The sequence below is a fragment of the Streptomyces sp. NPDC016851 genome (assembly GCF_055562795.1).
This window is the reverse complement of the sequence record NZ_JBVHEP010000004.1, coordinates 50,968-76,486: the sequence shown is the minus strand read 5'-3', so window position 1 is coordinate 76,486 and position 25,519 is coordinate 50,968. Positions and strand designations below refer to the sequence as shown.

At 72.1% G+C, this 25,519-nt stretch carries 23 protein-coding genes; 8 read left to right on the top strand and 15 right to left on the bottom strand.

What is annotated here, in order from left to right; translation table 11 throughout:
• Positions 1-34 precede the first annotated feature (34 nt).
• Positions 35-1,420, bottom strand: coding sequence for a transcriptional regulator (locus ACZ3I3_RS08100; RefSeq protein WP_467363483.1), 1,386 nt, complete (start codon positions 1,418-1,420; stop codon positions 35-37).
• Positions 1,421-1,726: 306 nt separating this feature from the next.
• On the opposite strand from ACZ3I3_RS08100, the gene ACZ3I3_RS08095 reads away from it, so the two are divergent.
• From ACZ3I3_RS08095 to ACZ3I3_RS08085, 3 genes are all read left to right on the top strand, one after another.
• Positions 1,727-2,389, top strand: a complete 663-nt coding sequence (locus ACZ3I3_RS08095; RefSeq protein ID WP_355844906.1) for a bifunctional DNA primase/polymerase — start codon at positions 1,727-1,729, stop codon at positions 2,387-2,389.
• 112 nt (positions 2,390-2,501) lie between these two features.
• Entirely contained in the window at positions 2,502-3,293 is a 792-nt protein-coding gene (locus ACZ3I3_RS08090) for an ABC transporter ATP-binding protein (RefSeq protein ID WP_338780226.1), read from the top strand.
• Positions 3,290-4,882: a transporter gene (locus ACZ3I3_RS08085; protein ID WP_467363482.1), complete on the top strand. Its 1,593-nt coding sequence runs from the start codon at positions 3,290-3,292 to the stop codon at positions 4,880-4,882. The genes ACZ3I3_RS08090 and ACZ3I3_RS08085 overlap by 4 nt, the downstream gene beginning before the upstream one ends.
• Positions 4,883-4,910: 28 nt before the next feature.
• On the opposite strand, the gene ACZ3I3_RS08080 is transcribed toward ACZ3I3_RS08085, so the two are convergent.
• Complete coding sequence (locus ACZ3I3_RS08080; RefSeq protein ID WP_467363480.1) at positions 4,911-5,798, bottom strand: alpha/beta fold hydrolase; 888 nt, start codon at positions 5,796-5,798, stop codon at positions 4,911-4,913.
• A 624-nt stretch (positions 5,799-6,422) separates the two neighbouring features.
• Complete coding sequence (locus ACZ3I3_RS08075; protein ID WP_053671441.1) at positions 6,423-7,115, bottom strand: metal-dependent transcriptional regulator; 693 nt, start codon at positions 7,113-7,115, stop codon at positions 6,423-6,425.
• Positions 7,116-7,352: 237 nt separating this feature from the next.
• Here ACZ3I3_RS08075 and ACZ3I3_RS08070 point away from each other — a divergent pair, with 237 nt between their 5' ends.
• Entirely contained in the window at positions 7,353-8,108 is a 756-nt protein-coding gene (locus tag ACZ3I3_RS08070; RefSeq protein ID WP_467363478.1) for an SIS domain-containing protein, read from the top strand.
• 7 nt (positions 8,109-8,115) lie between these two features.
• On the opposite strand, the gene ACZ3I3_RS08065 is transcribed toward ACZ3I3_RS08070, so the two are convergent.
• Together ACZ3I3_RS08065 and ACZ3I3_RS08060 are read right to left on the bottom strand one after the other, a co-directional pair.
• Positions 8,116-9,513 carry a PAS domain-containing protein gene (locus tag ACZ3I3_RS08065; protein ID WP_467363476.1) on the bottom strand — a complete coding sequence of 466 codons (1,398 nt, stop codon included), beginning with the start codon at positions 9,511-9,513 and terminating at the stop codon, positions 8,116-8,118.
• 167 nt (positions 9,514-9,680) lie between these two features.
• The gene (locus ACZ3I3_RS08060) at positions 9,681-10,094 is read right to left on the bottom strand and encodes a RidA family protein (protein WP_467363474.1); all 414 of its coding nucleotides are present in this window, start codon (positions 10,092-10,094) and stop codon (positions 9,681-9,683) included.
• Positions 10,095-10,383: 289 nt separating this feature from the next.
• Here ACZ3I3_RS08060 and ACZ3I3_RS08055 point away from each other — a divergent pair, with 289 nt between their 5' ends.
• Positions 10,384-10,860, top strand: coding sequence for a diadenosine tetraphosphate hydrolase (locus ACZ3I3_RS08055; RefSeq protein WP_467363473.1), 477 nt, complete (start codon positions 10,384-10,386; stop codon positions 10,858-10,860).
• A gap of 52 nt (positions 10,861-10,912) precedes the next feature.
• Here ACZ3I3_RS08055 and ACZ3I3_RS08050 read toward each other — a convergent pair whose 3' ends face one another.
• A complete protein-coding gene (locus ACZ3I3_RS08050; protein WP_467363471.1) occupies positions 10,913-12,013 on the bottom strand; it encodes a citrate synthase 2 in 1,101 nt (366 codons plus the stop codon).
• Between the two features lie 284 nt (positions 12,014-12,297).
• On the opposite strand from ACZ3I3_RS08050, the gene pdxH reads away from it, so the two are divergent.
• Positions 12,298-12,966 (top strand): pyridoxamine 5'-phosphate oxidase, encoded by a 669-nt coding sequence (gene pdxH, locus ACZ3I3_RS08045; protein WP_010035799.1) that lies wholly within the window; start codon positions 12,298-12,300, stop codon positions 12,964-12,966.
• A gap of 53 nt (positions 12,967-13,019) precedes the next feature.
• On the opposite strand, the gene ACZ3I3_RS08040 is transcribed toward pdxH, so the two are convergent.
• From ACZ3I3_RS08040 to ACZ3I3_RS08005, 8 genes are all read right to left on the bottom strand, one after another.
• Positions 13,020-13,652, bottom strand: coding sequence for a TetR/AcrR family transcriptional regulator (locus ACZ3I3_RS08040; protein ID WP_467363470.1), 633 nt, complete (start codon positions 13,650-13,652; stop codon positions 13,020-13,022).
• 4 nt (positions 13,653-13,656) lie between these two features.
• Positions 13,657-14,391 (bottom strand): enoyl-CoA hydratase family protein, encoded by a 735-nt coding sequence (locus ACZ3I3_RS08035; protein ID WP_467363469.1) that lies wholly within the window; start codon positions 14,389-14,391, stop codon positions 13,657-13,659.
• The gene (locus ACZ3I3_RS08030; RefSeq protein ID WP_467363468.1) at positions 14,388-15,956 is read right to left on the bottom strand and encodes a 4-coumarate--CoA ligase family protein; all 1,569 of its coding nucleotides are present in this window, start codon (positions 15,954-15,956) and stop codon (positions 14,388-14,390) included. The genes ACZ3I3_RS08035 and ACZ3I3_RS08030 overlap by 4 nt, the downstream gene beginning before the upstream one ends.
• Positions 15,957-15,979: 23 nt before the next feature.
• On the bottom strand, positions 15,980-17,101 hold the full coding sequence (locus ACZ3I3_RS08025; RefSeq protein WP_467363467.1) for an acyl-CoA dehydrogenase family protein: 1,122 nt from the start codon (positions 17,099-17,101) through the stop codon (positions 15,980-15,982).
• 80 nt (positions 17,102-17,181) lie between these two features.
• Positions 17,182-19,026 carry an acetyl/propionyl/methylcrotonyl-CoA carboxylase subunit alpha gene (locus tag ACZ3I3_RS08020; protein WP_467363466.1) on the bottom strand — a complete coding sequence of 615 codons (1,845 nt, stop codon included), beginning with the start codon at positions 19,024-19,026 and terminating at the stop codon, positions 17,182-17,184.
• 10 nt (positions 19,027-19,036) lie between these two features.
• Positions 19,037-20,635, bottom strand: a complete 1,599-nt coding sequence (locus ACZ3I3_RS08015; protein WP_467363465.1) for an acyl-CoA carboxylase subunit beta — start codon at positions 20,633-20,635, stop codon at positions 19,037-19,039.
• Positions 20,632-22,299, bottom strand: coding sequence for an acyclic terpene utilization AtuA family protein (locus tag ACZ3I3_RS08010; protein ID WP_467363464.1), 1,668 nt, complete (start codon positions 22,297-22,299; stop codon positions 20,632-20,634). The genes ACZ3I3_RS08015 and ACZ3I3_RS08010 overlap by 4 nt, the downstream gene beginning before the upstream one ends.
• Entirely contained in the window at positions 22,296-23,093 is a 798-nt protein-coding gene (locus tag ACZ3I3_RS08005) for a TIGR03084 family metal-binding protein (RefSeq protein WP_467363463.1), read from the bottom strand. Before ACZ3I3_RS08005 ends, ACZ3I3_RS08010 begins: the two co-directional genes overlap by 4 nt.
• A gap of 215 nt (positions 23,094-23,308) precedes the next feature.
• On the opposite strand from ACZ3I3_RS08005, the gene ACZ3I3_RS08000 reads away from it, so the two are divergent.
• Positions 23,309-24,271: a hypothetical protein gene (locus tag ACZ3I3_RS08000; protein ID WP_467363461.1), complete on the top strand. Its 963-nt coding sequence runs from the start codon at positions 23,309-23,311 to the stop codon at positions 24,269-24,271.
• Between the two features lie 31 nt (positions 24,272-24,302).
• Here ACZ3I3_RS08000 and ACZ3I3_RS07995 read toward each other — a convergent pair whose 3' ends face one another.
• Positions 24,303-24,761, bottom strand: coding sequence for a pyridoxamine 5'-phosphate oxidase family protein (locus ACZ3I3_RS07995; protein WP_467363460.1), 459 nt, complete (start codon positions 24,759-24,761; stop codon positions 24,303-24,305).
• Positions 24,762-24,831: 70 nt separating this feature from the next.
• Here ACZ3I3_RS07995 and ACZ3I3_RS07990 point away from each other — a divergent pair, with 70 nt between their 5' ends.
• A complete protein-coding gene (locus tag ACZ3I3_RS07990) occupies positions 24,832-25,515 on the top strand; it encodes a formylglycine-generating enzyme family protein (RefSeq protein WP_467363458.1) in 684 nt (227 codons plus the stop codon).
• The last annotated feature ends 4 nt before the right edge of the window (positions 25,516-25,519 follow it).

Below are 25,519 nucleotides of genomic sequence, written 5' to 3'. Positions count from 1 at the left end.
TTCCCGTACGTTCACGCATCCGCAGACCCCGTGTTCACGCCGCCGTCTGAAGGTCCAGCCGCGCCCCGAACTCCCTGACCACCGCTTCCTCCCGGTACGGCTCCAGTCGCTGCTGGAAGTCCTCCAGATACTCGGCACCCCGGTTGGAGCGCAGCCCCTCCAGCAGTTCGACGGCCTTCATGCCCGTGTTGCAGGCCTCTTCGATCTCGCGCTGCTGCACCTGCGCCGTGGCCAACAGCACATAACCGATGGCCCGGCGGCGCGCCCGCGTCTCGGGATGCCCGGCCAGCGACTCCTGCGCGCACCGCGCCGCCGCCTCGGCCTGCCCCAGATCCCGGTGGCAGTGGGCCAACTCGTCGGCGAGATAGGCCTCGTCGAAGTGCGCGATCCACGCCGGGTCGTCCCCGGTGTCCGGGTCGGCCGCCTCCAGGGCGCTCACCGCGCGCCCGGCGCTGGACTGGGCGGCGCGCGCGTCGCCCAGCAGGGCGTGCCCGCGCGCCTCCGCCGCGTGGAACATCGACTCCGCGCGCGGCGTCACGCGCCCCCGCGCCCCCTCCTGCGCCGCCCGTGCCAACTGCGCGATCTCCCGCGGGTTTCCGAGCTGAGCGGCGAGATGGCTCATGGAGGCGGCGAGCACGTACCCGCCGTAGCCCCGGTCCCCGGCCGCCTGGGCCAGCCGCAGCGCCTGGATGTAGTAGCGCTGGGCCAGACCGGGCTGCCCGGTGTCCACGGCCATGTATCCGGCGAGTTCGGTCAGCCGGGCCACCGCGGCGAACAGGTCCCGCCCGACCGCCTCCCGGTACGACCCCGCCAGCAGCCCCGAGACCACGCTGTTGAGGTAGTGCACGACGACCGGCCGGACATGCCCGCTGCCGTACTGGTGGTCGAGATCCACCAGCGCCTGCGTCATGGCCCGCACCGCCTGCACGTCGGACTGCCCGACCCGCGGCCCGGCCGAGCGCGCCACCTGGCCGTCGGGTGCGGAGATCAGCCAGTCGCGGCTGGGCTCGACCAGCGCGGACGCGGCGACGGAGGAGCCGGACAGGAAGTCCCGCCGCCCCACGTCACTGCGCCACAGCTCGCAGACCTGCTCGATGGCCCCCAGCACCGTCGGCGAGAACTGGAGACCCACACCCGAGGCGAGGTTCTTGCCGTTGGCCATGCCGATCTCGTCGATCGTGACCGTACGGCCGAGCTTGCGGCCGAGCGCCTCGGCGATGATCGCCGGTGCCCGTCCCCGTGGCTGCTGCCCACGCAGCCAGCGCGCCACCGACGTCTTGTCGTAGCGCAGGTCGAGGCCGTGCTCCGCACCGCACATGTTGACCCGGCGGGCGAGGCCGGCGTTGGAGCATCCGGCTTCCTGGATGAGCGCCTGGAGCCGTTCGTTCGGCTGCCTGGCGACGAGCGGCCTTGCGGCCATGGCGTACCCCCTGTGGCTGCGGTGCCTGCCCACGCACCGAGTTGACGTGTCTTCCGCGGCCGGGCCCCTCGCGTCCCAGCGAAAAGTTCCGGCCGTGAAGATCAATGCCCCGCCGACCAGGCGAAAATGCGAGGCATGTGAGGATTGCCGGGGTAACGGCTGTTGCCGGCCCCCCTCGTGGCTACCCAGCCCCGGCCACGGTTCCTCCTGCGCGCCCCCGCACATGCACCCATGCGCCCCGACCTCAGGGGCGATGCTCCTCCCCGCGCACGCGAGCGGGCGTAACCCCTGGTGACGACCAGAGTTGTGTTCATCGTGGAAGAGACGATCGCCGGCACCGAAGCCGCTCAGATCCCGAAGCAGCGCGGGGAATCGCTGCTGGAGACCGCTGTCCGCTACGCCGAGGAGCGCCACTGGGACGTCTTCCCCGGGACCTGGCTGGAAGCCGCCGACGGCGCTCAGCGCTGCTCCTGCGGTGACGCCGCGTGCCCGGCGCCCGGGTCACACCCGGCGCGTCCGGACTGGGAGTCGCAGGCGACGGGCAGTGCGACCGTCGCGCGGCGGATGTGGCAGAAGCAGCCGACGGCGTCGATCCTGCTGCCGACGGGGCGTACGTTCGACGCGATCTCCGTGCCGGAGACCGCCGGGTTTCTCGCGCTGGCGCGTATGGAGCGGATGGAGCTGACGCTGGGGCCGGTGACGCTCACGCCGGATCGGCGGATGGAGTTCTTCGTGCTGCCGGGGGCCTCCGTGAAGGTGCCTGATCTGGTGCGGAAGCTGGGGTGGTCGTTGTCGTCGCTGGATCTGACGGTGCTGGGTGAGGGCGCGTACGTGGCTGCGCCGCCCACGCGGTTCGGGTCTCGGGGGGCTGTGCAGTGGGCCTGCCGGCCTACGCCTGCGAATCGGTGGCTGCCGGATGCGGAGGAGTTGATCTCGCCGTTGGCTTATGCGTGCGGCAGGGATCGGTAAGCGCCTGTTCGTCTGCCTGGTTGCCGTTTCGTGGCGGCCGCGGGTTGTGTTCGGTTGCTCGCGCAGTTCCCCGCGCCCCTTTTAGGGACGCTTCTCCACCGTAGGGTTCAAGGTGACGGAGGGAGACGCGGTGGGATCCAGCGCTGTGCGTGTGCAGGGGCTCTGGAAGCGGTTCGGGCAGCAGGTTGCTGTTGCCGGGGTCGATCTGGAGTTGCCCGCGGGCAAGTTCATCGGGCTCGTCGGGCCGAACGGGGCCGGGAAGACCACCACGTTGTCGATGGTGACCGGGCTGCTCAGGCCCGACCACGGGACCGTCGAGGTGGTCGGGCACGACGTGTGGCGGGACCCCGTCGAGGTGAAGGCGCGGATCGGGGTGCTGCCGGAGGGGCTGCGGCTGTTCGAGCGGCTGTCGGGGCGGGAACTGCTGGCGTACACCGGGCGGTTGCGCGGGCTGCCCGGTGCCGAGGTCGACAAGCGGGCCACGCAGCTCCTCGACGTCCTCGATCTGGCGGGGGCGCAGCACAAGCTCGTCGTCGACTACTCGACCGGCATGCGCAAGAAGATCGGGCTCGCCGCGGCTCTCCTCCACAATCCCGAAGTGCTGTTCCTGGACGAGCCGTTCGAGGGCGTCGATCCCGTCTCCGCCCAGACCATCCGGGGCGTCCTGGAGCGGTACACCGCCTCCGGCGCCACGGTCGTGTTCTCTTCCCACGTCATGGAGCTCGTCGAGTCGCTGTGCGACTGGGTGGCCGTCATGGCCGCCGGGCGGATCCGCGCGCACGGGACGCTCGCGGAGGTGCGGGGTGACGCGCCCTCGTTGCAGCGGGCGTTCCTGGAGCTCGTCGGGGCGCAGAGCCGGGACGCCGGATCCGATCTCGACTGGCTGGGCGGCGGGTCCCGGTGAGCGACGCCACGATCACCCCGGTCTTCGTACGGCTGAAGCTGTCGCTGCTGCGCAACGGGCTGCGGCAGTCCGGCGGGCGGAAGGCCGCCTACATCGCGTCGGCGGTCTGTGCCCTGCTGTTCGCCGCGCTGCAGCTGATCGGTCTGATCGCGCTGCGCGGGCACGCGCACGTCGAGTCGCTGGTCGTGCTGGCGGCGGCGGTGCTGGGGCTCGGCTGGGCGGTGATGCCGCTGTTCTTCCCCAGTGGTGACGAGACGCTGGATCCGACCCGGCTGGTGATGCTGCCGCTGCGGCCCCGGCCGCTGGTGCGGGCGCTGCTCGTGGCGTCGCTGGTCGGCATCGGGCCGCTGTTCACGCTGTGTCTGCTGGTCGGTTCCGTGGTCGCGGTGGCCCGGGGCGGGGCGGCGTTCGCGGTGGGGGTGGTCGCCGTCGCGCTGGCGCTGCTGGTGTGCGTGGCTCTCGCGCGGGCCGTGGCCGCCGCCAACGTACGGCTGCTGACCAGCCGCAAGGGGCGGGACCTCGCGGTGCTGAGCGGGCTCGTCATCGCGATCGGGGCGCAGGTCGTCAACTTCGGTGCGCAGCGGCTCGGGGCGTCGGGGCTGGGTGAGCTCGACCCGGTGGCGGACGTGCTGCAGTGGGTGCCGCCCGCGTCGGCCGTCGGGGCCGTGCACGCGGTGGGCGAGGGGGCGTACGGTCGCGCCCTCGCGCAACTGGCGCTGACGGCGGGCGCGCTGGCCGCGCTGCTCGCCGTGTGGTCGCGGCATCTGACCCGGCTGATGACCTCGCCCGACGGGTCGACGCTGCCGGCCGCCGAGTCGGCCGCCCGCGAGCGCTCGTCGACCGGGCTCGGGCGGCTGCTGCCGGCGGGCCGTACGGGGACGGTCATGGAGCGCAGCCTGCGATACGTGTGGCGCGACCCCAAGACCAAGGCGGCGTGGGTGACATCGCTGGCCATCGGGCTGATCGTGCCCGTGTTCAACGCGTGGCAGGGCACCGGGTCCGTGTACTTCGCCTGCTTCGCCGCCGGGATGCTCGGCATCCAGATGTACAACCAGTTCGGTCAGGACACCTCGGCGTTCTGGATGGTCGCGATGACGATCTCGTCGACCCGCGACGCCTACGTCGAGCTGCGCGCCCGCGCCCTGGCCCTGCTGCTGATCACCCTGCCGTACGCCACGCTCGTCACCCTCGTGACGACAGCCATGCTCGGCGACTGGCGGCGGCTGCCCGAGGCGCTGGGGCTGTCCTTCGCGCTGCTCGGCGCGATGCTCGCGACGGGGGCGTGGACATCGGCCCGCTTCCCCTACTCCATCCCGCAGGAGGGCTACAAGAACGTCGCCCCCGGGCAGACCGGGCTCGCCTGGATCTCCATCTTCGGCGGCATGATCGCCGCCGCGCTGCTGTGCGCACCCGTCATCGCGCTCACGATCTGGCTGAACCTGAGCGCCGACGGCGACGACTGGGCGTGGCTGCTGCTGCCGGTGGGCACCGGGTACGCGGCGGTGCTCACGGCGGCGGGACTGCGGCTCGCCGCTCCGCAGACGGCCCGGCGGCTGCCGGAGATCCTGACGGCGGTCAGCAAGGGGTGAGCGGGGGTCCTGGGGGGCCTGGGGGGCCTCAGTCGGTGCTGAGGGCGTCCAGGAACGGTTCGATCGCCGCGCGCCAGGCCTCTGGCTGGTCGTAGTGCACCAGGTGGCCGGCGTCGGCCACCTCCGCGTACTGGCCGCGGGGCAGGACGCGGACCATCTCCTGGGCCTCGGCCCGGCCCAGCTCGCCGTCGAGGCCGCGCACCACCAGGGCGGGGCAGCGGACCTGGGCCAGCTCCTCCCAGTGCGCGTCGTACACCCACGTCTCGCGGGAGCGGAGCATCTGCTCCGGGTCGAAGACCGGACGCCAGCCGTCCGGAGACTCGGACATCACCTCGGCGTAGAACTCGCCGCGGGCCGGGTTGGGCCGCTCCACCCAGGGGTCGTCCTCGCCGAACCACTTGCGGACGTCGGCGAGCGTGGCGAACGGCAGCGGCCAGGACTTGAACCACTGGTCCCACTCGCGCTGCGAGGCGGCGCCGAGCGCGGAGGCCCGCATGTCGCAGATGATCAGGCCACGGACCAGATCGGGGCGCCTGGCGGCGAGCTGCCAGGCGGTCAGCGCGCCCATGGCGTGGCCGATGAGGACGACCGGGGCGAGGCCGAGCTGTTCGAGGGCGGCCTCGGCGTCGTCGACGTAGGCGTCACGCGTGAAGGAGGCCTGCGGGGGCTTGTCGCTGCGGCCGTGGCCGCGCTGGTCGAGGGCGACCGCCCGGTACCGGCCGGAGAGCCAGCGGGCGGTGGACGCCCAGTGCGAGGCGCGGCCCATGAGGCCGTGCAGTAACAGCACGCCCGGGGAGCCGTCGGGCACGTCCCGCGCCGGCCCGGATCCGGCTGGATCGGTCTTGGGCGGGTCGCCGAACTCCCAGGCCGCGAGGCGTACGCCGCCCGTCCCGGTCACGTCGATGCGTCGCGCCATGCCCTGGCACCCCCCAGCTTCGCGCGGACCGTGGCCGTCTCGGGCCGGTCGGTCCTGTGAACCGTGTTCTGCCTGCTGTGCCTGTTGCCGTTCCTTGTGGTTCTTGTGGTTCTTGTGGTTCCTTGCGTTCCTGCCGGAGCGCACATCCCTGTTAGCGCACGTTCCGGTCGGTACGTCACTCGCAGATTATCGAATGGCCATTCGAAGAGGCCGTTCTCGCGGGCAACACCCCTCGTTCGAGTGACCGCCCTCAAGGATTGATCGCCTCGGCCGAGGGGAGATCTTCAGCGGGGGGCGGACCGCTCGGGGAAACCGGTCCGCGGGGGATGACCCTGAGAGCTCGGGGCTCCGGGTCAGCACAGGGGAGGACAGGCCCCGGCGCCACACGGCGCCGGGGCCCTCCGCTTGTCCACGGCACATCCTCGCGCCCCCTCCCCGGCCGGGTGACATCGCTGTCGAGCCGCGGCCAAGAGCCCTCAGGTCATATGCCTCACGCGACAGCGTCGCACGGGAAACGAGCGGGCGCTGCCATTCGACGGACTGAATACCGGATTCGACGGGATCACGCCAACGCCACAACCACCCCACGGGCAACGTGAGTTGGCGAGGACCCCGGGACCGGGATCAGGGCTTGGCGACGAACACGTGGGAGGCGATGTCCGACTCCAGCTCGGCCGCCTCGCCGCCGCTGCCCACCAGCACACCGCCCGCCGACTCCGTCACACTCACCACCGAGCCGGGCTGCACGCCCGCGCGCCGCAGCGTGTACATCAGCTGCGCGTCCGTCTGGATCGGCTCGCCGATCCGGCGCACCACGACCGTCTTGCCCTCGGCGCCCGGGTCGAGGCTGGCCAGCGACACCATGCCCTCGTCCAGGAACGGGTCGGCGCCGTCCTTCTCGCCGAGCTCCTCCAGACCCGGGATCGGGTTGCCGTACGGCGACTCCGTCGGGTGCCGCAGCAGCTCCAGGACGCGGCGCTCCACGGCCTCGCTCATCACATGCTCCCAGCGGCACGCCTCGGCGTGGACCTGCTCCCACTCCAGGCCGATCACGTCGACGAGCAGACACTCGGCGAGGCGGTGCTTGCGCATCACGCGCGTGGCGAGACGGCGGCCCTCGTCGGTGAGCTCCAGGTGCCGGTCGCTGGCGACGGACACCAGGCCGTCGCGCTCCATCCGCGCCACGGTCTGGCTCACCGTCGGCCCGCTCTGGTCCAGCCGCTCGGCGATACGGGCGCGCATGGGGACCACGCCCTCTTCCTCCAGCTCGAGGATGGTGCGGAGATACATCTCCGTGGTGTCGATCAGTCCGGACATACGTGCCCCTCGAGTGAGATCTGCCGGAGGCTGGACGGCTCACCGGCGTGTGCGCTGGCCCTGCACTCAATTCTGCCGGATACCACCGACAACCGTGCCGCGGGAGGGAAAGCGAAGGTTATCCGGGCCCGCGCCGGGGTACGGCGGAGCCTTTCACGGCCGTATTGACACCGCACTGGTCCAGACCGCACCGTGATGCGCGACACTCGGCCCCAGCCCAGCCCGAAGGGACCCCGTATGAGCGACCGCGCGCCGGCCGGCCAGTTCCTCGACGCCGCGATCGGCCTGCTGCGGCGGGTCCGCGACGAGGAGGCCGACAGCATCGCGGCGGCCGGGACGCTCCTCGCCGACACCGTCGAGAACGGCGGCCGCCTCTTCGCCTTCGGCGCCGGGCACTCCTCCCTCGCCGCACAGGACCTCGTCTACCGCGCCGGCGGTCTCGCCCTGATGAACCTGCTGGCCGTGCCCGGTGTCGTCGGCGTCGACGTCATGCCCGCGCCGCTCGGCTCCGCCCTGGAACGCGTCGACGGCCTCGCGAGCGCCGTCCTGGACAGTTCCCCGCTCCGCGCGGGCGACGCCCTGCTGATCATCTCCCTGTCGGGGCGCAACGCCCTTCCCGTGGAGATGGCCCTGCACGCGCGCGCCCTGGGCGTGCGGGTCATCGGCGTGACGTCGGTGGCGTACGCCTCCGAGACGACGTCGCGGCACACCTCGGGGACGTACCTCAAGGACCACTGCGATCTCGTCCTCGACTCGAAGATCGCCGTCGGCGACGCGGAACTCACCCTCGACACCGTCCCCGCCCCCTTCGCCCCCGCCTCCACGGTCGTCACCTCGGCCCTCCTCCAGGCCGTCATGGCGACGACGGCCGCCACCCTCGCCGACCGCGGCGTAGAACCGCCGCTGCTGCGCTCCGGGAACGTCGACGGAGGCCACGACTGGAACGCGCGGGTCATGGAGCAATACCGGGACCGGATCTTCTACCGGCACTGACCGCCGCTCACTCCTCGTCCCACAGCCCCGCGAGATCCAGCGACGCGGCGATCCGGACCGCCACGTCCTCCGCGTACATCGCGTCGGACCGCTCGAAGGCGCTGCGCCCCGCGCCCCGCAGGAACGTCACGACGCCCAGCGTCCGCCCCCGGCTGCGCAGCACCGCGCACAGGGCGTGCACGGCGTCCGGCGGCCACTGGCGGGCCAGCGCCCACTCCCGGGCCTGCTCGGGCGGGATCGTGCCTGCGCTCGCCCGCAGCGCGCCGACGCGTTCCACGCACTGCAGGGCCGGATGCCCCTCGGCGTACCGCACGGGCAGACCCGCGCGGTCGGCGAGCTTGCTCGGCCCCGGCGCGCCGGAGGGTGTCTCGGCGACCCGCACCAGCCGAACCGGCCCCTCGGTCTCCGCGTCGCCGAGCGCGCCGCCGGCCACCCGGTCGATCACCGCGTGGTCGGCGAAACCGGCCAGCGCGAAGTCCAGGTGGACCGTCGCGGCCTCCGCCGGGTCCTCGCACTCGGCGGCGGCCCGCGAGGCCCGGTGCAGCTGCTGCGTGCGGAACCGCAGCAGTGACGCCTCCTGCTCGCTCTGCTTGGCCTCCGTCACGTCCTGGAACAGCCAGCCGACACCCAGCGGAACCGGCTCCTCCGCGAGTGGCGAGGCCAGCCGCAGGAAACCGCTGCGCCAGCACCGCCGCCGCTCCCCCTCCGATGCGCGCACCGTCACCCACACCTCGGCGGGCGCGGGCGGCGCGCCTTCGGCCAGCACATGCTGAAGCGCGCTCTCCAGCTCCTCCACGCCCTGCGTGAGCAGCTCCCCGAGCGGCCGCCCGAGCACGGACGTACGCCCCGTGCCCAGCGCCCGGGCCGCGTGCGCGTTCACCACGGCGGGCCGCAGGTCGACGTCCACCAGCACGACACCCCAGCTGGCGTCCTCGAACAGCGCCTCGCTGAGGGCGATCGACCGCTCCAGATCGATCTGCGTGTGCACCTCGCTGAAGGCGCAGTACACACCCGCGGGCTTTCCGTCCGGACCCCGCACGGCCGCCGACTGCATCCGTACGAGGACCCGCCCGCCGTCCTTCGTCAGCAGCGCGAACTCGTGGACCTGGCGCCCCGGCGCATGCATGGCGGACATCAGCCGCCCCTCGACCTCCTCGGCGTCCGCGCTGCGCACGGCCCACCCGGCGAAGCCCCGCCGCCCCACGGCCTCGTCCGCGCTCCAGCCCAGAATCCGCTCGGCCTCGCGGTTCCAGTGCGTCACGACCCCGTCGGCGTCGAAGGCGCACAGCGCCGCGTCCATGCCGTCCAGCAGCGCGGCGAGCAGGTCCGAGCCGTCCGAACCGTCCCGCTCGGGCTCGTCCGGCCCCAACTCGTCGGTGGTCCCACTACGCCGGGAAGCACTCACCTGGACCCCCTGCAGGCTTGCGTCCGCACGTACGTCACGTCGGTTCGCTACTTGCAATCATTCAACTGGAACGTGACCCAGCGCACACCAAGTTCCCACAACATTGAAGGAATCGTTGTACGGCGGCGATCCCCACGTCAACGCCTTGACGGCGGCCTGCCGCGGACTCAGTCGATCAACGCCACACCCCCAGTACCACTCCCGCGGCGCGCGTACACCTCGATCTCGATCTTCATCCGGGCGTCCGCCAGCCCGCACACCACCATCGTCGCGGCCGGCCGCACCTCACCGAAGCACGCCCGCAGCACCGGCCAGCACGGTTCGAAGTCCTCCCGCTCCGGCAGCAGGTACCGCACCCGCACGACGTCCGCGAACGAACATCCCGCCTTCTCCAGCGCGGCCCCTATGTTCCGCAGACACTGCTCGGCCTGCTCCACGACGTCGTCGGAGATCGTCATGTCCGCGTAGTCGAACCCGGTCGTCCCCGACACATGCACCCAGTCCCCGTCCACCACGGCCCGGGCGTATCCGATCCGCTCCTCGAACACCGAACCGCTGAGAATCGCCTGTCGCTGCGTCATGGGGTCAAGGTCTCAGAAAATCGGTTGATCCGAGGCGGGACCGTTTCCTAGGGTTCCAGGTACACGAGAAGGGAGGTGGTTCGGCAGATGTATGAGAACCGGACGCGTGAGGTGGCTGCGGGCTAGCGGCCCGACACCACACACAGTGCGGTGCCGGACCAGCGCGTGAGCGAAGCGTGCAGCCGGCCCAATCTCCAGCAGTCACCCGACCCGCGAGCCGCCGGTACGTCCGGCCGGCCCTCCTCCGGAGGACCAGGCTCGCGGGTCGTCTGCGTTTTCGAGGGGGGCGATGGTGGTGGGTGAGTGGCGCGACGACCGGATCGGCAGCGCCCTGCGGGGTGAGAATCCGGCCGTGATGCGGAGGCTGGACGCCGGGTTCGCGGCGATCGGTGATGTGCAGTTTTTGCCCGGCTACTCGGTGTTGTTGACCGATGATCCCTCTGTGGAGCGGCTGTCGGAGTTGCCGCGGAGCAGGCGGCTGGCGTTTCTGGGGGACATGGAGCGGCTGGGGGAAGCCGTCGAGCGGGCCTGCCGGCGGGTGGAGTCGGGGTTCCGGCGGGTCAATCTGGAGATCCTCGGGAACGCCGACGGGTTCCTGCACGCGCATGTGTGGCCGCGGTACGACTGGGAGCCCGAGGATCTCGTGCGGCGGCCCGTGTGGCTCTATCCGCGGGAGATGTGGAGCGGGGAGCGGTATGCGCTCGGGGCGCGGCACGGCCCGTTGCGGGAGGCGATCGGGGAGGAGCTGGACCGGCTCACGGGGTGAGACGTGCGCCACGGCCTCACCCCGAGCGGGGTGAGGCCGTGTGTGAGTCGGGTCAGTGGGCGATGTCCTCGTAGCCCTCGATCTCGCGTGGGTTGCGGGAGCCGGGGCCCGTGTAGCGGGCCGAGGGGCGGACCAGGCGGCCCGTGCGCTTCTGCTCGAGGATGTGGGCGGACCAGCCGGCCGTGCGGGCGCAGGTGAACATCGAGGTGAACATGTGGGCGGGGACCTCGGCGAAGTCGAGGACGATGGCGGCCCAGAACTCGACGTTGGTGGCCAGGACCCGGTCGGGGCGGCGGGCGTGGAGTTCCGCCAGGGCCGCCTTCTCCAGGGCCTCGGCGACCTCGAAGCGGGGGGCGCCGAGTTCGCGGGCGGTGCGGCGCAGGACTCGGGCGCGGGGGTCTTCGGCGCGGTAGACGCGGTGGCCGAAGCCCATGAGGCGTTCGCCCTTGTCGAGCGCGTTCTTGACGTAGGCCTCGGCGTCTCCCGTGCGTTCGATCTCCTCGATCATGCCGAGGACGCGGGAGGGGGCGCCGCCGTGGAGGGGGCCCGACATCGCGCCGACGGCTCCCGACAGGGCCGCCGCCACGTCCGCGCCGGTCGAGGCGATCACGCGGGCCGTGAAGGTGGACGCGTTCATGCCGTGTTCCGCGGCGCTCGTCCAGTAGGCGTCCACCGCCGCCACGTGCTTGGGGTCCGGCTCGCCCCGCCAGCGGATCATGAAGCGCTCGACGACCGAGTGGGCCTTGTCGATCTCGCGCTGCGGGACCATCGGCAGGCCCTGGCCGCGGGCCGACTGGGCGACGTAGGACAGGGCCATGACGGCCGCCCGGGCCAGGTCCTCGCGGGCCTCTTCGGCGTCGATGTCCAGGAGGGGTTTCAGGCCCCAGACGGGCGCGAGCATGGCCAGCGCGGACTGGACGTCGACGCGGATGTCGCCGGAGTGGACGGGGATGGGGAACGGCTCGGCGGGCGGCAGGCCCGGGTTGAAGGCGCCGTCGACGAGCAGGCCCCAGACGTTGCCGAAGGAGACGTGGCCGACGAGGTCCTCGATGTCGACGCCCCGATAACGCAGGGCGCCGCCCTCCTTGTCCGGCTCGGCGATCTCCGTCTCGAACGCGACGATTCCCTCGAGCCCGGGTACGAAGTCGGACATCAGGCGGCTCCTCGTGATGTAAGCGACAGATGGTGTGATGTGGGGTGGGACGAACGAACCATGTGTCAGTCAGCTTGCGAAGCGGGCGGCCGTCCGGAGATCCACGGTCGTGTGCGGCGACTCGCGGTCCCGGAAGGTCTCCCCTGTGATGCCCCGTGCGGCTGGCGGTCACCCAACCGGAACGGCACGGAAACGATATCCCCGAGTGCCACCGTTGGGGAGGGTTCACGGCACTCAGTGCCAGGCAGTGACGAAGGACACCGTCCATACGGCAAGATGACCGGGTGACCGACCGCGACGCCGTCCCCTTCGACCTGGCCTCGATGCGCAAGCAGTACCGGGCCGAGGGCCTCTCCGAGAACGAGCTGGCCGCCACCCCCGTCGAGCAGTTCGCGCGCTGGTTCAAGCAGGCCGCGACGGACGGCGGGCTGTTCGAGCCCAACGCCATGATCGTCTCGACGGCCGACGCCGAGGGCCGGCCCAGCTCCCGCACGGTGCTGCTGAAGCACTTCGACGAACAGGGCTTCGTCTTCTACACGAACTACGACTCCCGCAAGGCCCGTGACCTGGCGGAGAACCCGTACGTCTCGCTGCTGTTCCCCTGGCATCCGATGGCCCGGCAGGTCATCGTCACCGGGGTGGCGCGGCGGACCGGGCGGGACGAGACGGCGGCGTACTTCCGGACCCGGCCGCACGGATCGCAGCTCGGGGCGTGGGCCAGCGCGCAGTCCTCGGTGATCGCCACGCGTGCGGACATCGACGGGGCGTACGCCGAGCTGGCCGCCCGCTATCCCGAGGGCGAGCAGGTGCCCGTGCCGCCGCACTGGGGCGGTTTCCGGGTGGCCCCGCAGACGGTGGAGTTCTGGCAGGGCCGTGAGAACCGGCTGCACGACCGGTTGCGGTACGTGGAGCGGGCGGACGGGAGCTGGCGCGTGGAGCGGCTCAGTCCCTGAGCGGACGTCCCTGGGCGGACATCTCCGGGCGGGCATCTCCGGGCGGACGCCCTCTAGCGGCTGCCCAGCGCCTGCTCCAGCAGCCCCGCCCACTGCTCGACCACCCGTTCCCGGCGGGCCGCGTCGTCGGTGAGGAGGTTGGCCAGGCCGAGGCCGCGGGCCATGTCGAGGAGGCCCTGGACGGTTTCGCGGACGCCGGGGACGGATTCGTCGGCGGACAACAGGTCGACGGCTATGCGGTGGGTCTCGCGGCCCACGCGGGATTCGAGTTCGGTGACGCGGGCGCGGAGCTGCTCCTCGTTGGAGGCGGCCACCCAGAGGTGGAGAGCCGCGCGGAACAGCGGCCCGGTGTAGAGGTCGACGAGGGCCGCGACGACCGCGTGCCGGTCTCCGGCCGCGCCCTCGGGGAACAGGGCGCGCAGGGCCGTGGAGCGTTCCTCGGCGACGTACTCGACGGCCGCCGTGAAGAGGTCCTCGCGGGTCGGGAAGTGGTGCTGGGCGGCGCCGCGGGAGACGCCGGCGCGTTCGGCGACGACGGAGACGGTGGATCCGCCCCAGCCGTGTTCGGCGAGGCAGGACACGGCGGCTTCCAGGAGCCGCTGCCGGGTGGCCCGGCTGCGGTCCTGCTTGGGGACTCGCTCCGCACGGTCTCTCTCCGCGCGGTCGACCGTGCTCACACCGCCCATGTCCTCACACCACCCATGCCGGATCCCGTCGTTCGAGGAAGGCCGTCATCCCCTCGCGGGCCTGCGGGGAGGAGAACAGCCGGGCCGAGAGCGCGGTCAGGACGGCCGCGTCCCGGTCGAAGGCTTCCAGCACCCTAGCCGTGAGCAGCCGTTTCGTCTCGGCCAGGGCGTCGGGGGCGGATCTGCGCAGGCCGTCGAGGATGGGGGCCAGTGCGGTGTCCACGTCGTCGGCGTGGGTGGTGAGCAGGCCGGTCGCGGTGGCCTCGGCGGCACCGAAGCGTTCGCCGGTGAGGTAGTACCGGGACAGGGCGCGCGGGTCGGTGCGCGGCAGCAGCGGCAGGGAGATGACCGCGGGGGCGACGCCGATGCGGACCTCCGTGAAGGCGAAGGTGGCCTCGGTGGAGGCGGCGGCGATGTCGCAGGCGGCCAGCAGGCCGAGGCCGCCCGCGCGGACGTGGCCGGTGACCCGGGCGACGACCGGCTTGGGCAGGTCGATGATCCGGCGGAGCAGGGCGACCAGCGCCTCGGGGGGCGGCGGGTCCTTGAGGTCCGCGCCCGCGCTGAAGGTGTTGCCGGTGTGGGTGAGGACGACCGCGCGGACGCCGGGGTCCCGGCCGGCGTCCGCGAGCGCGTCGGCCAGTTCGCCGACGAGGGCGGCCGACAGGGCGTTGCGGGTGTGGGGCGAGTCGAGGGTGAGGGTTTCCACGGCACGCGCGCGTGCCCTGCCGATCAGAGTCATGCCCGCTCCCTGAGCTGTCGGCGGAGGATCTTGCCGGAGGCCGCCCGGGGGACGCCGTCGATGAAGGTGACGTGCCGGATCCGCTTGTAGGGGGCCACGCGCTCGGCGACGTACATCATGATCTCCGCCTCGGACAGGTCGGTGCGGTCGGGCCGGCGGACCACGTACGCGTGCGGGATCTCGTTGCCGTCGTCGTCGTACACGCCGATGACGGCGGCGTCGGCGATGCCCGGGTGGGTGAGCAGCAGGGCCTCCAACTCGGCGGGGGCCACCTGGAAGCCCTTGTACTTGATGAGTTCCTTGACGCGGTCGACGACGAACAGCCAGCCAGCCTCGTCCACGTGCCCCACATCGCCGGTGTGCAGCCAGCCGTCGGTGTCGATCATCGCGCTGGTGGCGTCGGGGCGGCCGAGGTAGCCCTTCATGACCTGCGGGCCGCGGATGAGGATCTCGCCGGACTCGCCGGCGGGCAGGTCCTTGTCCGGGTCGTCGAGGGAGACGATGCGCATCTCGGTGCCGGCGATGAGCTTGCCGACGGTGCCGGGCGGCGCGTCGCTCATCGCGTCCAGCGGGACGACGTGCGTGCCGGGCGACAGTTCCGTCATGCCGTAGGCCTGGCCGATCGGCGGCAGACCCAGCCGCTCCGAGCAGGCGGCGGCAAGGCGGGCGTCCAGGGGTGCGGCGGCGCTGATGATGTACTTCAGCGACGACAGGTCGTACTGCGCGACCGCCGGGTGCTTGGCGAGGGCCAGCACGATCGGCGGGGCCACGTAGAGGGCGGTGATGCGGTGGTTCTGGACGGCCGCGAGGAACTGCTCCAGGTCGAAGCGGGGCAGGACGACGACGGTGGCGCCCTGCCTCAGGGGCGCGTTCATCAGGGCCGTCAACCCGTATATGTGGAAAAAGGGCAGAACGGCCAGGACACGGTCTCCCGGTCCGGCGGGTATCGCCGGGTGGAGCTGGGCGAGGTTGGTGGCGATCTGCCGGTGGGTGAGCATCACGCCCTTGGGGGTGCCGGTGGTCCCGGAGGAGTACGGCAGGGCCGCCACGTCCTCCACGGGGTCGATGGCGACCTGCGGCTCCGGGGCGGCGGACGCCAGCATGTCGATCAGGGAGCGGTGTCCGGTCGCGCTGTCGCACACGAAGATCTCGTGTACGCCGCCCGCGAGTTCGGCGGCCCGGCGCGCGATGTCCAGCAGGGGCGAGACGGTGATGATCCAGCGGGCCGCGCAGTCGGTGAGCTGCTTGGCGAACTCCTGGGCCGTGGCGAGCGGGTGCACGGTGGTGACGGTGGCGCCCGCGCGCGTGGCGGCGTAGAAGGCGGTCGGGAAGGCGATGGTGTTGGGGCTGTGCAGGGCGAGGACGTCGCCCTTGCGCACCCCGGCCTCGGCGAGGGCGGCGGCGACGCGCCGGTGGAACCGGTCCACCTGCTCGTACGAGAGGGTGGTGCCGTCCGTGCCGTCGATCAGCGCCGGGATGTCGCCGAACTCCGCGGCCCGGGCCAGGACGGCGTCGTGGATGGGCAGGTCGACGGGCGGAACGTCTGCGTACTCGCTGCGGAACATGGTTCCTCCTCGCGCGGGCCGTCTCAGTACGACTTGGGCAGGCCCAGGGTCTGGTGGGAGACGTAGTTGAGAATCATCTCCCGGCTCACCGGGGCGATACGAGCCACGCGCGCGGCCGTTATCAGCGAGGCGAGTCCGAACTCGCGGGTGAGGCCGTTGCCGCCGAGGGTGTGCACGGCCTGGTCCACTGCCTTCACACAGGCCTCCCCCGCCGCGTACTTCGCCATGTTGGCGGCCTCGCCCGCGCCCATGTCGTCGCCGGCGTCGTACAGCCGGGCCGCCTTCTGCATCATCAGGCGCGCGAGTTCGAGGTCGATGTGCGCCTGGGCCAGGGGGTGGGCGATGGCCTGGTGGGCGCCGATGGGGGTGTCCCAGACCTGTCGGTCGCGGGCGTACTCGACGGCTTTCGCGAGGGCGTGGCGGCCCATGCCGATCGCGAAGGCGGCCGTCATGATGCGCTCGGGGTTGAGGCCGGCGAAGAGCTGGAGCAGCCCCGCGTCCTCGTCGCCGACGAGGGCGTCGGCGGGCAGCCGTACGTCGTCCAGCGTCAGCTCGAACTGCTTCTCGGCGGCGTTGAGTTCCATGTCGATGGGGCGGCGGGTGAAGCCGGGCGCGTCGCGCGGGACGATGAACAGGCAGGGCTTGAGGCGGCCGGTGCGGGCGTCCTCGGTGCGGCCGACGATGAGGGTCGCGTCCGCGAGGTCGACGCCGGAGATGAAGACCTTGCGGCCGTTGAGGATCCAGTTGTCTCCATCGCGGTGAGCTGTGGTCGTGATGCGGTGTGAGTTGGAGCCGGCGTCGGGTTCGGTGATGCCGAAGGCCATGAGGCGGGTGCCGTCTGCCAGGGCGGGGAGCCAGTGTTGTTTCTGGGCGTCTGTGCCGAAGCGGGCTATTACCGTGCCGCAGATGGCTGGTGAGACGACCAGCATGAGGAGGGGGCAGCCTGCCGCGCCGAGTTCTTCCAGGACGATGGAGAGTTCGGATATGCCTCCGCCTCCGCCTCCGTATTCCTCGGGGAGGTTGACGCCGAGGTAGCCGAGTTTTCCCGCGTCGGACCAGAGTTGTGCGGGGTCGCATCCGCGGCCGTGGCGGTTGCCCAGGGCTGAGACGGCCTCTCGGAGGGCCTTGTGGTCTTCGGTGTCCATGGGAGTCCTTTCGGGTGCGGGTGGTGTGTGGCTGGTCGCGCTCACGCGGCGGAGCCGCATATCAATGCAGCCCCGCGCCCCTAAGGGGTCTCCTTCACCACTGCCAACAGCGCGCCCGGCTCGACCTGTTGTCCTGCCACGACGCACAACTCACTCAGCGTTCCCGTGGCCGGGGCCGTGATCTTGTGCTGCATCTTCATCGCCTCCAGCCAGAGGAGGGGGTCTCCGGCCTTTACGGCACTCCCCGCGGTGGCACCCTCGGCCACGCGGACGACCGTGCCCGGCATGGGAGCCAGAAGGGAGCCGGGGGCGTGCTGGGTCGTCGGGTCGGGGAAGCGGGGCAGGGCCGTCAGGGCCGTGTTGTTCACGTGGATCCGGTCGCCGTAGGTGGCCACCTCGAACTTGCGCCGTACTCCGTCCACTTCGAGGACCACGAGGTGCGCGTCGGCGTGTACCACCCGTACGCCGTCCGCCTCCAGGCCCGTGCGCGTGTGCCGGTAGTGGACCTCGTGTTCCTGCCCGGCCACGGCGTACCGCTTGGTCTGCGGTTGTGAGGGGACGTTGCGCCAGCCGCCGAAGCGGGAGCGGCCCTGGGCGTCGGCGAGGGCGGCGGCCAGGGGGGCGTGCAGGTCGGGGGACGGCTCGGTCAGGTGCGGCAGGTGGCGGTCGTAGAAGCCGGTGTCCATGCGGGCCGCGGTGAACTCCGGGTGGCGCAGGGAGCGGACCAGGAGGTCGCGGTTGGTGACGGGGCCGTGGATGACGGCCCGTTCCAGGGCGGAGGCGAGCTTGCGGATCGCCTCCGTGCGCGTGGGGGCGTGGGCCACGGCCTTGGCGAGCATGGGGTCGTAGTGGACGCCGATGTCGTCGCCGTCGGTGTAGCCGGTGTCGAGGCGGATGCCCTCGGGCAGGGCGAGGCGGTGCAGGCGGCCGGCCTGGGGGGACCAGTCGCGGGACGGGTCCTCGGCGTAGAGGCGGGCCTCCACGGCGTGGCCACGCGCGCGTGGCGGGGTGTGGTCGAGGGGGTGGCCCTCGGCGACGCGGATCTGTTCGGCGACCAGGTCGAGGCCGAACACGGCTTCCGTCACGGGGTGTTCGACCTGGAGGCGGGTGTTCATCTCCAGGAAGTGGGCCCTGCCGTCGGCGACGAGGAACTCGACCGTGCCGGCCCCCACGTAGTCGACGGCTCGGGCGGCCCGTACGGCGAGGGCGCTCAGTTCCTCCTGGAGTTCCTCGGAGAGGCCGGGGGCGGGGGCCTCCTCGACGACTTTCTGGTGGCGGCGCTGGAGGGAGCAGTCGCGGGTGCCGAGCGGCCAGACGGTGCCGTGGGTGTCGGCGAGGATCTGCACCTCGACGTGGCGGCCGTTCTCCACGTACGGCTCGACGAAGACCTCGCCGTCGCCGAAGGCGCTCTCCGCTTCGGCCCGTGCGGCGGCCAACTCGGCGTCCAGGTCCGCCAGGTGCCGTACGACGCGCATGCCGCGTCCGCCGCCGCCCGCCGCCGCCTTCACCAGGACCGGGAGGTCGGCCTCGGTGACGTCGGTGAGCGGCTTCAGCCCCATGAGCCGCTTGGCGCGGGTCTTGGACGCCATCGCCTCGATGGCCTCCGGGGGCGGGCCGATCCAGACCAGGCCCGCGTCCAGGACGGCCCGGGCGAAGCCGACGTTCTCGGAGAGGAAGCCGTAGCCGGGGTGCACGGCGTCCGCTCCGGCCGCGAGGGCCGCCTTCACGATCAGGTCGCCGCGCAGGTAGGTGTCGGCGGGCGCGGCTCCGGGAAGTCGTACGGCCGTGTCGGCCACGCGCGCGTGGAGGGCGTTCTCGTCGGCGTCCGAGTGCACGGCGACCGTGCGGATGCCGAGCTCGCGGCAGGTGCGGAAGACGCGGCAGGCTATCTCGCCCCGGTTGGCGACGAGCACAGAAGTGATCACTGAGGGTTCCTCACATCCGGAAGACGCCGAAGCCGCCGCGCGCGCCCTCGTAGGGGGCGGTGTGGATGGCGGACAGGCACAGGCCGAGGACGGTGCGGGTGTCGCGCGGGTCGATGACGCCGTCGTCGTACAGCCGCCCGGACAGGAACATCGGCAGCGACTCGGACTCGATCTGCTGCTCCACCATGGCGCGCAGGGCGGCGTCCGCCTCCTCGTCGTACGGCTGTCCCTTCGCCGCCGCCGACTGGCGGGCGACGATCGACAGCACGCCCGCGAGCTGCTGCGGGCCCATCACGGCCGACTTGGCGCTGGGCCAGGCGAAGAGGAAACGCGGGTCGTAGGCCCGGCCGCACATGCCGTAGTGGCCGGCGCCGTAGGAGGCGCCCATGAGGACCGAGAGGTGCGGGACGCGGCTGTTGCTGACCGCGTTGATCATCATCGCGCCGTGTTTGATGATGCCGCCCTGCTCGTACTCCTTGCCGACCATGTAGCCGGTGGTGTTGTGCAGGAAGAGCAGCGGGATGTCGCGCTGGTTGGCGAGCTGGATGAACTGGGCGGCCTTCTGGGACTCATCGCTGAAGAGGACCCCCTGGGCATTGGCCAGAATGCCGACCGGATAGCCGTGGAGTGCGGCCCAGCCGGTGGTCAGGCTCGTCCCGTACAGCGGTTTGAACTCGTCGAAGTCGGAGGCGTCGACGATGCGGGCGATGACCTCACGTGGGTCGAAGGGGCTCTTGAGGTCGCCGGGGACGATGCCGAGGAGTTCGTCGGCGTCGTACTTGGGGGGCTCGGCCGGGCCCGGATCGCCGTACGCCTTGCGGTGGTTGAGGCGGGCGACCACGCGGCGGGCCTGCCGGAGCGCGTCGTGCTCGTCGACGGCGAAGTGGTCGGCGAGGCCCGACACGCGCGCGTGCATCTCGGCGCCGCCCAGGGACTCGTCGTCGCTCTCCTCCCCCGTGGCCATCTTCACCAGGGGCGGACCGCCGAGGAACACCTTGGCCCGCTCCTTGACCATGATCACGTGGTCGGACATGCCGGGGATGTAGGCGCCTCCGGCGGTGGAGTTGCCGAAGACGACCGCGAGGGTGGGGATGCCGGCGGCGGACAGCCGGGTCAGGTCCCGGAAGATGGCACCTCCGGGGATGAAGATCTCCTTCTGGGAGGGCAGGTCGGCGCCGCCGGACTCCACCAGGCTGATGCAGGGCAGCCGGTTGGTGAGCGCGATGTCGTTCGCGCGCAGGGCCTTCTTCAGCGACCAGGGGTTGCTCGCGCCCCCGCGCACGGTCGGGTCGTTGGCCGTGATCAGGCACTCCACTCCCTCCACGACACCGATGCCGGTGACGAGGGAGGCGCCCACGGTGTGGTCGCTGCCCCAGGCGGCCAGCGGGGACAGCTCCAGGAACGGAGTGTCCGGGTCGAGGAGCAGCTCGATCCGCTCGCGGGCGAGGAGTTTGCCGCGCCCCCGGTGCCGCTCGACGTACTTCTCGCCGCCGCCCGCCAGGGCCTTGGCGTGCTCGGCGTCGAGTTCGGTGAGCTTGGCGAGCATGGTCTCGCGGTTGGCCCGGTACTCGGGGCCGCTCGGGTCGAGCGCGGAGGTCAGGACGGTCACAGGAGGGCCTCCGGCATGTCCAGGTGGCGGGAGCGCAGCCATTCGCCGAGGGCCTTGGCCTGCGGGTCGAAGCGGTGCCGGTCGGCGACGCCCGCGCCGAGGATCCCTTCGACGACGAAGTTCAGGGCGCGGAGATTGGGCAGGACGTGCCGGGTGACCTTCAGCGGCCGGCTCTCGGGGATCAACTGCCGGAACCGGTCGGTCGTCAGCTCGTGGGCGAGCCACCGCCAGGCGTCGTCCGTGCGGGCCCACACACCGACGTTGGCGTTGCCGCCCTTGTCACCGCTGCGGGCGCCCGCGACGAGGCCGAGGGGTGCGCGCCGGGTGGGCCCGGGCGGCAGCGGCTCCGGCAGGGGCGGTTCCGGCACCACGTCGAGTACGGCGGTGCCGGGGGCCGGCGGCACGGAGACCCGGCGCCCGCCATGGAGGACGGCCACATGGTCGACGGCACCATGGGGGACGTACACATCCTCGAAGACCCCATAGGGCTCGCCCTTCCCCGGTGGTGCCAGCACATGGAAGCCGGGGTAGCTGGCGAGCGCCAGCTCCACGGCGGCCCCGCTCAGGGCCCGCCCGACGACCTCCTGGTCGGGGTCCCGTACGACGAGCCGCAGTAGCGCGCTCGCCGTCTCCTCGCTCGGGGCGTCGGCCCGGTCGGTGCGGACCAGCTCCCAGCGCACGTCGGCGGCCTTGCCGAGGGCCGGTTCCATCTGTTCCCGCACCAGGGCGGCCTTGGCCTCGATGTCGAGGCCGGTGAGCACGAAGACGACCTCGTTGCGGAAGCCGCCGAGCTTGTTGAGCCCGACCTTGAGGGTGGGCGGCGGCGCCTCCCCCCGCACGCCCTCGATCCGCACCCGGTCGGGCCCGTCCTGGGCGAGCCGCACGGTGTCGAGCCGGGCGGTGACGTCCGGCCCCGCGTACCGGGCCCCGGCCGTCTCGTACAGCAACTGGGCGGTGACCGTGCCGACGTCGACGAAACCGCCGGTGCCGGGGTGCTTGGTGATGACGCAGCTGCCGTCGTCGTGGAGCTCGGCGAGCGGGAAGCCGGGCCGGCGGACGTCGCCGTCCCGGAAGAAGGCGTAGTTGCCGCCGGTGGCCTGCGCCCCGCACTCCAGCACGTGCCCGGCGACGACGGCCCCCGCCAGCCGGCCGTACTCCGTTTCCTGCCACCCGAAGTGGGCGGCGGCCGGGCCGGTGACGAGTGCCGCGTCCGTCACCCGCCCGGTGACGACGACGTCGGCGCCGGCCCGCAGACAGGCCGCGATCCCGAAGCCGCCGAGGTAGGCGTGGGCGGCGAGGCTGCCGGGGTGGGCGGCGGTGAGGTCGTCGCCCTCCACATGTGCGACGCGCACGGGGATGCCGAACCGGTCGGCCAACGCCCGTACGGCGTCGGCCAGTCCGGCCGGGTTGAGACCGCCGGCGTTGGTGACGATCCGCACGCCCCGCTCGTGGGCGAGCCCGAGGCAGTCCTCCAACTGCCGCGGGAACGTACGGGCGTATCCGGCGCCCGGGTCCTTGAGCCGGTCCCGGCCGAGGATGAGCATCGTCAGCTCGGCGAGATAGTCGCCGGTGAGGACGTCCAGGTCGCCGCCCGTGAGCATCTCGCGCATGGCGTCGAAGCGGTCGCCGTAGAAGCCGGAGGCGTTGCCGATGCGGAGGGTCACCGCGCCTCCCCTTTAGGGGTGCGGCCGGTGCCCGGCGGCCCCGCGAAGGCCTGGGCGATGTCCAGCCAGCGGTCGGCGTCGGGGCCCTCGGCGCGCAGGGCGAGATCGGCGCGGTGGGCGCGCTGGGTGACCAGGAGGCAGAAGTCGAGGGCGGGGCCGGTAACGCGTTGCGGGGCGTCCTCGGGGCCGTACGCCCACAAGTCGCCGGAGGGAGACCGGAGTTCGACGCGGAAAGGATCGGCCGGCGGAGTCAGCCCGTGCACGCCGTAGGCGAAGTCCCGCGTCCGCACGCCGAGCCAGGCCACATGCCGCAGCCGGTCGGTGGGTGGGCGCACCACACCGAGTGCGTCGGCCACATCCTGTCCGTGGGCCCAGGTCTCCATCAGACGGGCCGTCGCCATGGAGGCGGCCGACATGGGCGGTCCGTACCAGGGGAAGCGCGCCTTGGGCGGGGCGGCCCGCAGCGCCTCGTCCAGCGCCGTACGGCCGTCGCGCCACCGCGCGAGCAGGTCGGCGGGCGGGAGTCCGGCGTCCTCCTCGGCGCCCTCGTCGACGAAGGAGCCCGGTGCGGCGAGGGCCTTCTCGACCAGGGCCTGAAAGCCGTCGGCGTCCGTGACGGCGAGCAGGGCCGAACGGTCCGTCCAGGCGAGGTGGGCGATCTGGTGGGCGACGGTCCAGCCGGGCGCGGGGGTGGGGAGCGCCCAGCTCGGTGCGCTCAACCCGGCCACGAGGCGGTCGAGTTCCTCGCTCTCCTCGCGCAGGTCGTCGATCACGGACGTCGTCGGATCGGACACGGGCGCTCCCCTCGGGGCACGACGGTGTGCGGAGGTGGTACTGGGCGGTGTGGCGTGCTGAGGAGCATGGCAGCGGGGCAAGAAACAATCAAGCGTGCTTGCATGAAAATGTGCCGGTGGCCGGAAGCGTGTGCCTCGGCGGCGCGCTCCATACACTCTGGGACGCGCTCGTTCACTTGGTCGCGCACGGGTCACGCATCGGGGGAGACACAAGGATGAGCAACTGGAACCCGGGCGGGCAGCCGCCCCCGTACGGTCCCCATGGCGGTCAGCCGCCCCCGTACGGCCCGCACGGCGGGCAGCCGTACCCGCCGCCCCAGCCCGGCCCCTATGGGCCCCCGCCACAGCCACCGGGCGCCGGCGGTGGCTATCCGCCCCATGTGCCGCACCCCTACACACCCCACCCGATGCCACCGCAGGCGCCACCGCCCGGCCCCTTCGCACGGCTGCGGCGGCGGATCGGCCCCATCCACACCGCGCGCCGGGTCTTCAAGCCGTCCCGGCCGGACCTCGTCGAGGATCCGTTCATCACGCGTATGCAGAAGATCCGCACGTTCGTGGGGCTCGGCGCGGTGGTGTGGGTGTCGGTGTCCTACAAGATCGCCCACTCCGTCGAGGACGTGGCGAGCGACCGGTTCTCGCAGTCGTGGATCAGCGTGCTGGTGCTGTCCGTGACACTGCCGGTGGTCGTGGGCGTCCTGATGGCCCTGACCGCTCCGTCGGCCCGCCGGGACCTGCTGCGCCGGGCGGCGAAGTCGTTCGGCGCGATCCTGGCCCTCATCGCCGCGGTCTTCGTCTTCCCGGCGACCATGCTGACCGGCTTCTTCGACGGGAAATTCGCGACCAACCCGGTGATGACCGTGGTCACTTGGGTGGTCATCCTGTTGATCCTGGTGTGGGTGACGCCGTTCATCTTCTGGGGCATCGGCCTGGGACTGATGCACGTGTTCCGCACGGCCGACATCCACCAGACCATGCCGCCGCTGCTCGCCATGACGCTGGTCTGGGAGATGGCACTGATCGACGTGTTCACCGGGGCGTACGCGGGCGTGCCGGGGCCGGTGAGGGCGGTGTTCGTGCTCGGGGCGCCGCTGTCCGTGACCGCGGTCGGACTGTGGGAGCTGCGGCGGCTGCGGGTGCATTACGGGATCTCGGTGCGGGGGGTGCTGGTGCGCTAGGGGGCGCGGACGTCCCCTGGGGAGTCACGTCTCAGCCGTCGACGTCGAGTGCCGTCCCGTACAGCCGGTCCACGTGCAAGCGGACGACCACCCGCCGTTCGGCCACCAACTGCTCCAGGAACGCGCCTTCGTCCTGCGGCCTGGCCTCCTCTGGGATGATCGCGAGCAGCTCCCGCCCGACCTCGTCGCCGGGAACCGTCGTGACGTCGGAGACCTCCGCCTCGCCCTCCGCGACGGCGAACGACCACACGTCACCGCCCTGCACATGCAGCGCCGCGCGCGGATTGTGCCGCAGCTGCCTGACCTTGACGCGGTCGGCCGTCGTCGAGAACCGCACGATCCGGGCCTCGGGGTCCCAGCCGTAGACCATGGTCGTCAGATGCGGCCGGCCGTTGCGCTTGACGGTGGCGAGCGTGCCGAACTGCTGCTTGCCGAGCAGGTCGGAGAGGGCTTCCTCGGACAGCGGGCGGGGTGCGGGGCCTTGAGTCATGACCGGGTCAACTGCGGTGCTCGCGCGGAAATTTCACGTCGGCGGGCGCACCGCCGTTAGTGTGGCCCGCATGGGCGCCGGCGTGGACACGGGTATCGAGATGGTGGCCGTTCCGTCAGGGCGGGTGGCGCTGTCCGACCGGCGGACGCAGCGGAGTTGGGCCGTCGACGTCGCGTCGTTCCGGATGTCGGCGGTGCCGGTCACCCAGGCCTGGTACGCCCGGGTCACCGGTGAGCGGCCGAGTGCCGCCCGCGGTGAGCGGCTGCCCGTCGAGGGCGTGTCGTGGTGGGACGCGGTCCGGTTCTGCAACGCGCTGTCCCGGGCGGAGGGGCTGACGCCGGTGTACCGCCTGTGCGACGACTCGGAGTCGGTCGGCCGGGACGCCTCCGGTGACGGGTACCGGCTGCCGACCGAGGCCGAGTGGGAGCACGCCTGCCGGGCCGGTGGCAGCGGGCCGCGGTACGGGCGGCTCGACGAGATCGCCTGGTATCGCGGCAACTCGGAGGAGCGGATCCGTCCCGTGGGCGGCAGGCAACCCAACGCCTGGGGCCTGTACGACATGCTGGGCAATGTCTGGGAGTGGTGCTGGGACGTCTACGACGCCGAGGTCTACGGCACCTACCGGGTGCTGCGGGGCGGCGGCTGGGCCGACGAGCACTGGAGCTGCCGTGCCTCCGTACGGCGCCGCAGCCATCCGACGTTCCGGATCGACGACGTCGGGTTTCGCGTGGCGCGCGCGCCAGGGGCGCAGTGAACGC

Excerpts from the sequence above, each read along its gene's own strand:
- ACZ3I3_RS08030 (WP_467363468.1), bottom strand. The coding sequence starts at position 15,956 with ATGTTCCGCAGCGAGTACGCAGACGTTCCGCCCGTCGACCTGCCCATC.
- ACZ3I3_RS08055 (WP_467363473.1), top strand. The coding sequence starts at position 10,384 with ATGGTGGTGGGTGAGTGGCGCGACGACCGGATCGGCAGCGCCCTGCGG.
- ACZ3I3_RS08035 (WP_467363469.1), bottom strand. The coding sequence starts at position 14,391 with ATGACTCTGATCGGCAGGGCACGCGCGCGTGCCGTGGAAACCCTCACC.
- ACZ3I3_RS08080 (WP_467363480.1), bottom strand. The coding sequence starts at position 5,798 with ATGGCGCGACGCATCGACGTGACCGGGACGGGCGGCGTACGCCTCGCG.
- ACZ3I3_RS08060 (WP_467363474.1), bottom strand. The coding sequence starts at position 10,094 with ATGACGCAGCGACAGGCGATTCTCAGCGGTTCGGTGTTCGAGGAGCGG.
- ACZ3I3_RS08075 (WP_053671441.1), bottom strand. The coding sequence starts at position 7,115 with ATGTCCGGACTGATCGACACCACGGAGATGTATCTCCGCACCATCCTC.
- ACZ3I3_RS08025 (WP_467363467.1), bottom strand. The coding sequence starts at position 17,101 with ATGGACACCGAAGACCACAAGGCCCTCCGAGAGGCCGTCTCAGCCCTG.
- ACZ3I3_RS08100 (WP_467363483.1), bottom strand. The coding sequence starts at position 1,420 with ATGGCCGCAAGGCCGCTCGTCGCCAGGCAGCCGAACGAACGGCTCCAG.
- ACZ3I3_RS07990 (WP_467363458.1), top strand. The coding sequence starts at position 24,832 with ATGGGCGCCGGCGTGGACACGGGTATCGAGATGGTGGCCGTTCCGTCA.
- ACZ3I3_RS08040 (WP_467363470.1), bottom strand. The coding sequence starts at position 13,652 with ATGGGCGGTGTGAGCACGGTCGACCGCGCGGAGAGAGACCGTGCGGAG.
- ACZ3I3_RS08050 (WP_467363471.1), bottom strand. The coding sequence starts at position 12,013 with ATGTCCGACTTCGTACCCGGGCTCGAGGGAATCGTCGCGTTCGAGACG.
- ACZ3I3_RS07995 (WP_467363460.1), bottom strand. The coding sequence starts at position 24,761 with ATGACTCAAGGCCCCGCACCCCGCCCGCTGTCCGAGGAAGCCCTCTCC.
- ACZ3I3_RS08000 (WP_467363461.1), top strand. The coding sequence starts at position 23,309 with ATGAGCAACTGGAACCCGGGCGGGCAGCCGCCCCCGTACGGTCCCCAT.
- ACZ3I3_RS08070 (WP_467363478.1), top strand. The coding sequence starts at position 7,353 with ATGAGCGACCGCGCGCCGGCCGGCCAGTTCCTCGACGCCGCGATCGGC.